The sequence below is a fragment of the Caballeronia concitans genome (assembly GCF_001544615.1).
Taxonomy (GTDB): domain Bacteria; phylum Pseudomonadota; class Gammaproteobacteria; order Burkholderiales; family Burkholderiaceae; genus Caballeronia; species Caballeronia concitans.
In genome coordinates this window covers 86,535-93,689 of sequence record NZ_FCNV02000017.1, presented here as the reverse complement: position 1 = coordinate 93,689, position 7,155 = coordinate 86,535, and the positions used below count along the sequence as shown (strand labels likewise).

Sequence of the window (7,155 nt, the reverse complement as noted above, 5' to 3'; positions counted from 1 at the left end):
GAGAGGACTCGAACCTCCACGGTGTTGCCACCGCTAGGACCTGAACCTAGTGCGTCTACCAATTCCGCCACCTGGGCAAGGGTGCGTTTTTGCTCGTGTTCAGCAGCAAAGAACGCCATTGTAGCGTGTTTCGAGGGCCTGTCAAGCGCTTCTTGCGCACGTTTGTCCGGACCGGTGTGGTAGGCGTTGTCCGGGCCCGATCGGCGCATCGAAGCCCGGCGGGATCGCGTATTGCACGGTGTTAGAATCGTTTCGACGATTGCCGCTCGACTCGCGGCAAAACACGGCGAAAGTTCCGTTCAACGAGAAGAACATTATCAAGCCCTTGAGCAAATATCCGTATCCGATTCCCAGCCGCGAAGAGATCCTCGGTGTGCTGCGCACGAGCGAGACTCCGCATGCCGCGAACGACATTGCCGAGGCGCTGTCGATCAAGCGCCAGGAGCGCGAAGGCTTCTTCAAGCGACTGGCGGCCATGGAACGCGACGGGCAAATCCGCCTCGACAAGCGCGGCCATTACCAACTCACGCATCCGTCGAATTTCGTTGCGGGCCGCGTGCAGGGCCATCGCGATGGCTTCGGCTTCCTGATTCGCGACGACGGCCAGGACGATCTCTTCCTGCCCAACGGCGAAATGCAGAAGGTCATGCACAACGATCGCGTGCTCGCGCGCATCGTCGGCTATGACCGGCGCGGGCGGCCCGAAGGCCATATCGTCGAGGTCACGGAGCGCGCGAACAAGCGCATCATCGGGCGGCTCATCAACGAGAACGGCGCGCTGATTCTCGTGCCGGAAGACAAGCGCATCGGTCACGACATTCTCATCACGCAGAACCCGAAGAAGGCGAAGGTCGGGCAAGTGGTGTCCGTCGATCTGACGGATTTCCCGAGCCGGCATTCGCAGCCGCTCGGGCGCGTGGCCGAAGTGATCGGCGATATCGACGATCCCGGCATGGAAATCGAGATCGCCGTGCGCAAATACGGCGTGCCGCATCAGTTCAGCGATGCCGCGCTCGCGCAAGCCGCGAAGCTGCCCGACGAAGTGCGGCCGGCGGATATCCGTCATCGCGTCGATTTGCGCGATGTGCCGCTCGTCACGATCGACGGCGAAGACGCGCGCGATTTCGACGACGCCGTCTATTGCGAGCCGATCACCGTCGGTCGCGGATCAGGCTTCCGGCTGCTGGTCGCGATCGCTGACGTATCGCATTACGTGCAGCCGGGCGAGGCGCTCGACGTAGACGCGCTCGATCGCAGCACGTCGGTGTATTTCCCGCGCCGCGTGATCCCGATGCTGCCGGAGAAGCTCTCCAACGGTCTCTGTTCGCTGAATCCGGATGTCGACCGCTGTGTGCTCGTGTGCGATATGGTCATCACCGCGCGCGGAGAGATCAAGGCGTATCAGTTCTATCCCGGCGTGATGCATTCGGCGGCGCGGATGACCTACACCGAAGTCGCGGCGATTCTCTCGAATACGAAGGGCCCGGAAGCCGCGCGCCGCGCCGAGCGCGTGCCGGACCTGCAGAACCTGCACGGCGTCTTCAAGGCGCTGCACGCGGCGCGGCAAAAGCGCGGCGCGATCGATTTCGATACGACCGAGACGTATATCGTCGTCAACTCGCAGGGCAAGATCGAGCAGATCGTGCCGCGGCATCGCAACGACGCGCATCGGCTCATTGAAGAATGCATGCTCGCCGCGAACGTCTGCGCGGCCGATTTTTTGAAGCGCAACAAGCATCCCGGTCTGTATCGCGTGCATGCGGGGCCGACCGAGGAAAAGCTCGAGAATTTGCGGCAGTTTCTGCGCGGCGTCGGCCTCACGCTCACCGGCGGCGACAAGCCGCACGCGAGCGATTACGCCGCGCTCATCGCGCAGATTCGCGACCGGCCCGACGCGCAAATGCTTCAGTCGATGGTCCTGCGCTCGATGCAGCAGGCCGTCTACAGTCCGGACAACATCGGCCATTTCGGGCTCGCGTATGAAGCGTACGCGCACTTCACGAGCCCGATTCGCCGCTATCCCGACCTGCTCACGCATCGTGCGATCTACGCCATTTTGCAGGGCAAGAAGTATGTGCCGGATATCGGTCACGATGTCTCGCTCAGCACCGGTCTCACCAAAGCGGCGCGCGAAATGCAACTCGCCGACGATACCGCGCGCGGCCGCTCTCGCAACAACGTCGCGGTGTGGGAAGAGCTCGGGCTGCATTGTTCGTCGAACGAGCGCCGCGCCGACGAAGCCTCGCGCGACGTCGAAGCCTGGCTCAAGTGCTATTTCATGCGCGACAAGCTCGGCGAGGAATACGGCGGCATGGTGAACGGCGTGACGTCGTTCGGCATCTTCGTGCAGCTCGATTCGCTGTTCATCGAAGGGCTCGTGCACGTCACGGAACTCGGCTCCGACTACTTCCAGTACGACGAGATCAAGAACGAGCTGCGCGGCGAGCGCACGGGCATCCGCTATCGGATGACGGATCGCGTGCGCGTGCAGGTGAGCCGCGTCGATCTCGATGCGCGCAAGATCGATTTCCGCCTCGTGCGCGATACGCCGGTGAAGCCGTCGCCGCGGCCGTCGTCATCGGAACATGGCGCGTCGGGCGGCAACGGTGCGGCGAGTCCGCGCATTCGTTCCTTGAGCGATGACGATACGCCGGGCACGCGTCAGCGCGGCGGCACGAAGAAGGGCGCGCCGGCGACGGCGCGTAGCGGCGCGGCGAAGAAACGCGGGGCGGCGTCGAAGTCGGCGGCGCAGGCCCGGCCGGCGCGCAAGAAGCGCTAATACAGCGCCGACGAAGCGCCCGAAGCGCGGCCGGTAAGTCAATACATTACGCGCGGTCCGATGCGTTGTTGCGTCGGACCGCGTCGTGCTTTTCATGGTTTTCAGCGAAGGTTCGGATCAGTCATGTCACGTCTCAAGGTTCTCTATGGTTTTCACGCGGTGACGGCGCGTTTGCGCGCGGATGCATCGTCGATCGAGGAGGTGCTGTACGACCCCACGCGCAAGGACCGGCGCATGCAGGACTTTCTGCGAACCGCGAAGGAAGCGGGCGTGCGCCTGATCGCCGCCGATGAATCGCGCCTGTGGGGTCTCGCGGGCAACATTCAGCATCAGGGCGTGGTCGCGCGCGCGAACGATCTGCCGCTCGCTCAGAATCTCGCCGAACTGCTCGACGGCATCTCCGGCACGCCGTTGCTGCTCGTGCTCGATGGCGTCACCGATCCGCACAACCTGGGCGCGTGCCTGCGCGTGGCGGACGCCGCCGGCGCGCACGCGGTCATTGCCCCGCGCGACCGTTCCGCTGGCCTCAACGCGACGGCCGCGAAAGTGGCGAGCGGCGCGGCGGAAAGCGTGCCGTACATCACCGTGACAAATCTGGCGCGTGCGCTGCGCGAACTGAAGGATGCGGGCGTGTGGGTGATCGGCACGGCCGGCGAAGCGACGGCCAGCCTCTATGAGACGAAGCTGGACGGCCCGGTGGCGATCGTCGTCGGCGCGGAAGGCGAGGGCATGCGCCGCCTCACGCGCGAGACGTGCGACGAGATCATGAATATCCCGATGGCGGGCGCGGTGGAGAGCCTGAACGTGTCGGTGGCGTCGGGGGTGTGTCTGTTCGAGGCGGTGCGGCAGAGAGGGGTGAAGAAGTAACGTGCGCGCCTCGTTTCGCCTGTTGTCATTGGCGCTTGCCTGCGCCCTCGTCACTGCCTGCACCCCCACCATGCAAAACCGCGGCACCTACATCGCCGACACGCAGCATCGCGCGAAAAACGCCGACTCCCGCGTGCGCTTCCTCGTCATGCATTACACCGAGATCGACGAAGCGCGTTCGCTCGCGGTTCTCACCGGCGACGAGGTCAGCGTCCACTACGTCGTGCCCGATGCCCCGCGCATCCACGATGGCGAGCCGGTCGTCTATCAGCTCGTCCCGGAAGAAAAGCGCGCGTGGCACGCGGGCCAGAGCTACTGGCAAGGCGCGACGGAGCTGAACGCGTCGTCGATCGGCATCGAGAACGTGAATCTCGGCCCCATCGATACGCCCTCGGGCCGCACGTGGCAGCCGTATCCGCCGGCTCAGATCGATGCGCTCGTCAAGCTGTCGCGCGACATCGTCGAGCGATACGGCATTCCGCCGACGCGCGTCGTCGGTCATAGCGACATCGCACCGCAACGCAAGATCGATCCCGGCCCGCTGTTCCCGTGGCGCACGCTGTACGACGCAGGCATCGGCGCATGGCCCGACGATACGGCCGTCGCCGCCCATCTCGCCGGCCGCGATCCGAAAGCGCCCGCCGACGTGCGCGCGCTGCAGGAGAAGCTCAAGCGCTACGGCTACGACGTCGCCACGGACGGCGTGCTCGACGACAAGACCCGCCGCGTCTTCAGCGCGTTCCAGATGCACTTTCGCCCGTCGGACTACGCGGGCGATGCGGACGCCGAAAGCGACGCCATCGCGCAGGCCTTGCTCGACAAATACTTCCCTCGATAGAAAACGGCTGCAAGCAATGAGCGACTACTTCCTGCCTTTGCGCGCGCTGCACATGACGTGCGCGGCCTTGAGCATCGCGGGCTTCGTGCTGCGCTGGATCTGGATGCTGATGGATTCACGGCTCCTCGCCGCGCGCGTGACGAAGATCGTCCCGCATATCGTCGATACGTTGCTGCTCGCGAGCGCCATCGCGCTCGTCGCGATCATCGGCTTCGGGCCGAACGCCGCGTGGCTCAGCGCGAAGATCGCGGGCCTCGTCGTGTATATCGTGCTCGGCACGCTCGCGCTCAAACGCGGCCGCACGAAGGGAGCACGCGCGGCGTTCGGCCTGCTGGCGATCGCCGTGTTCGCGTTCATCGCATCGGTTGCGCGCACGCACGATCCGCTCGGCTTCCTGCACGCCATGCATTAACGCCGCGCGAAAACGCAAAGCCGCTGTGCGCGCTCCGATAAAATCGCAGTTTTCTCTCACGCGCAGCACCACTTCCATGACTCAGGACGAACTCAAGCAACTGGTCGGCCAGGCCGCCGCCGACTATGTGAACGCGCACGTGCCGGAAGGCTCGATCATCGGCGTCGGCACCGGCTCGACGGCCAACTGCTTCATCGACGCGCTCGCGGCAACCAAGGCGCGTTATCGCGGCGCGGTGTCCAGCTCGCTCGCCACGACCGCGCGGCTCGAATCGCACGGCATCAAGGTGTTCGACTTGAACGAGATCGACTCGCTGCCCGTGTACGTGGACGGCGCCGACGAAATCGACGCGAGCGGCGCCATGATCAAAGGCGGCGGCGGGGCGCTCACGCGCGAGAAGATCGTGGCGTCGGTATCGGACGTGTTCGTCTGTATCGCCGATGCAAGCAAGCGCGTCGACGTGATGGGCGCATTTCCGCTGCCCGTCGAAGTGGTGCCGATGGCGCGCACCGCGATCGGCCGCAAGCTCACGGCGCTCGGCGGCGTGCCGATCGTGCGCGTGACGAAGGACGGCGCGCCGTTCATCACCGACAACGGCAACGAGATCATCGACGTGAAAGGCCTCTCGATCACCGATCCGCGCGCGCTCGAAGCGCAGATCAACGCGTGGCCGGGCGTCGTGACGGTCGGCCTGTTCGCGGCGCGCGGCGCGAATCTTTGCCTGCTGGGCACGGAGAAGGGCGTCGAGCGCATCGACTATTGAGCGGCACGTATGCTCAAAGCAAGAAGGCCGGGCAACGCGAGTCGCCCGGCCTTTCTCTTATGCGCGTCGAATTCGATCAATACGCGTTACGTCCGATGAATCCCTTGAACATCGTCATCGCGACGATCTTGATGTCGAACCAGAACGACCAGTTGTGAATGTAGAACAGGTCGAACTTCACGCGGCTCTGCATCTTCTCGACTTTCTCGGTCGCGCCGCGATAGCCGTTCACCTGCGCCCAGCCCGTGATTCCCGGCTTGATGCGATAGCGGAACATGTAGCCGTACACGAGATCCTTGTAGAGATCGTCGTGCTCGATCGCATGCGGACGCGGACCGACCACCGACATATGCCCGAACAGCACGTTGATGAACTGCGGCAGTTCGTCGAGGCTCGTGCGGCGCAGGAATGCGCCGATCTTCGTCACGCGCGGGTCGTTGCGGGTCGCCTGCGTGACGTGGCCCTTCGTTTCCTTGTGCACCGCCATCGAGCGGAACTTGTAGATGCGGAACGGCCGTCCATCCGCGCCCTTGCGATGCTGCGTGAAGAACACCGGACCCTTCGAGGTCGCCTTGATCGCGATCGCGATAGCCACGAGCAACGGCGACAGCGCAAGCAGCGCAGCGGCCGCGAAACAGCGGTCGAACAGGAGCTTCGGCCACATCTGCAGCGTGCTGACCGGTGAGGTCGTCAGGTTGATGGTCGCGAGGCCGGCGACATCCGTCATTGAATGATTGAAGAGCGAGATGCTGCGCGTGTCCGGAATGAGCCGCAGATTCACGAAATCGTGCCGCAGCGCATGCACGAAGCGATAGATCGTGTGTTCCTGCGAGAGCGGCAGCGCGAGCCACACCTCGTTGATTTCCTCGGCGCGCACCCTTTCGACGAGTTCGTCGAAGTCGTTCAGCACCGGAAGGCGCGTGGACGCGCCAAGGCGGCTACCGAGACCGCTCGCGTGGAGTTCTTCGTCGCCTGTCGTATCGAGCAGACAAACGGGCGTGAAGCCTTGCTCCGGCGTGCTGCTGAGATGCGCGAGCAGCGTGCGCGCGAAGCCCTGCGCGCCGACGATCGCCACCGTGCGCTGGTTGAAACCGCGTCCGCGCATCACGCGCAAGCCGAAATGGACCGCGCATTTCGCGAGAACGATGAGCGCGCCCGAGATCAGCGTCGAATAGCCGAGCCATAGCCGCGACACCGCATCCATGCGATGCAGCGTGAACGCGAGCAAGAGCGCGCCCGTGACCACCGCCATCCACGCGAGCGTGACGCGCGCGAGCATCATCGGCAGCGGCTTGCCGCGCCAGGTGTCGTAGACGCCGAACGCGGGGAACAGCAAGAGCGCAAGCACGCTATTGAAAGCGATAAGCAACTTCTCGATGTCGCTGAAATCGAGCGAGGAGAAGCGCATCGAATGCGCGATTACCCCGCCTGCGATGATCAGCGACACGTCGAGACAACGTGCCGTCCAGCCAAACATGTCGTGAGTATTTCTTGTA

6 protein-coding genes are annotated in these 7,155 nt (G+C 64.3%); 5 read left to right on the top strand and 1 reads right to left on the bottom strand.

Annotated features, from left to right (window positions below; genetic code table 11):
• Positions 1 to 325 precede the first annotated feature (325 nt).
• The 5 genes from rnr to rpiA all read left to right on the top strand — a co-directional run bounded on the left by rnr (position 326) and on the right by rpiA (position 5,659).
• A complete protein-coding gene (gene rnr / locus AWB72_RS26195) occupies positions 326 to 2,779 on the top strand; it encodes a ribonuclease R (RefSeq protein WP_040050214.1) in 2,454 nt (817 codons plus the stop codon).
• 123 nt (positions 2,780 to 2,902) lie between these two features.
• A complete protein-coding gene (rlmB, locus tag AWB72_RS26190; protein ID WP_040050179.1) occupies positions 2,903 to 3,646 on the top strand; it encodes a 23S rRNA (guanosine(2251)-2'-O)-methyltransferase RlmB in 744 nt (247 codons plus the stop codon).
• Position 3,647: 1 nt separating this feature from the next.
• Complete coding sequence (locus AWB72_RS26185; protein WP_052449840.1) at positions 3,648 to 4,484, top strand: N-acetylmuramoyl-L-alanine amidase; 837 nt, start codon at positions 3,648 to 3,650, stop codon at positions 4,482 to 4,484.
• Positions 4,485 to 4,500: 16 nt separating this feature from the next.
• Positions 4,501 to 4,896, top strand: a complete 396-nt coding sequence (locus AWB72_RS26180) for a SirB2 family protein (RefSeq protein WP_040050178.1) — start codon at positions 4,501 to 4,503, stop codon at positions 4,894 to 4,896.
• A gap of 76 nt (positions 4,897 to 4,972) precedes the next feature.
• Positions 4,973 to 5,659 (top strand): ribose-5-phosphate isomerase RpiA, encoded by a 687-nt coding sequence (gene rpiA / locus AWB72_RS26175; RefSeq protein WP_040050177.1) that lies wholly within the window; start codon positions 4,973 to 4,975, stop codon positions 5,657 to 5,659.
• Positions 5,660 to 5,735: 76 nt separating this feature from the next.
• Here the strand turns inward: rpiA and AWB72_RS26170 are convergent, their stop codons facing one another.
• Complete coding sequence (locus AWB72_RS26170) at positions 5,736 to 7,136, bottom strand: undecaprenyl-phosphate glucose phosphotransferase (RefSeq protein WP_040050176.1); 1,401 nt, start codon at positions 7,134 to 7,136, stop codon at positions 5,736 to 5,738.
• Positions 7,137 to 7,155: the final 19 nt, after the last annotated feature.

Coding starts and splice junctions, on each gene's coding strand:
- rlmB (WP_040050179.1), top strand. CDS start 2,903: ATGTCACGTCTCAAGGTTCTCTATGGTTTTCACGCGGTGACGGCGCGT.
- AWB72_RS26180 (WP_040050178.1), top strand. CDS start 4,501: ATGAGCGACTACTTCCTGCCTTTGCGCGCGCTGCACATGACGTGCGCG.
- rpiA (WP_040050177.1), top strand. CDS start 4,973: ATGACTCAGGACGAACTCAAGCAACTGGTCGGCCAGGCCGCCGCCGAC.
- AWB72_RS26170 (WP_040050176.1), bottom strand. CDS start 7,136: ATGTTTGGCTGGACGGCACGTTGTCTCGACGTGTCGCTGATCATCGCA.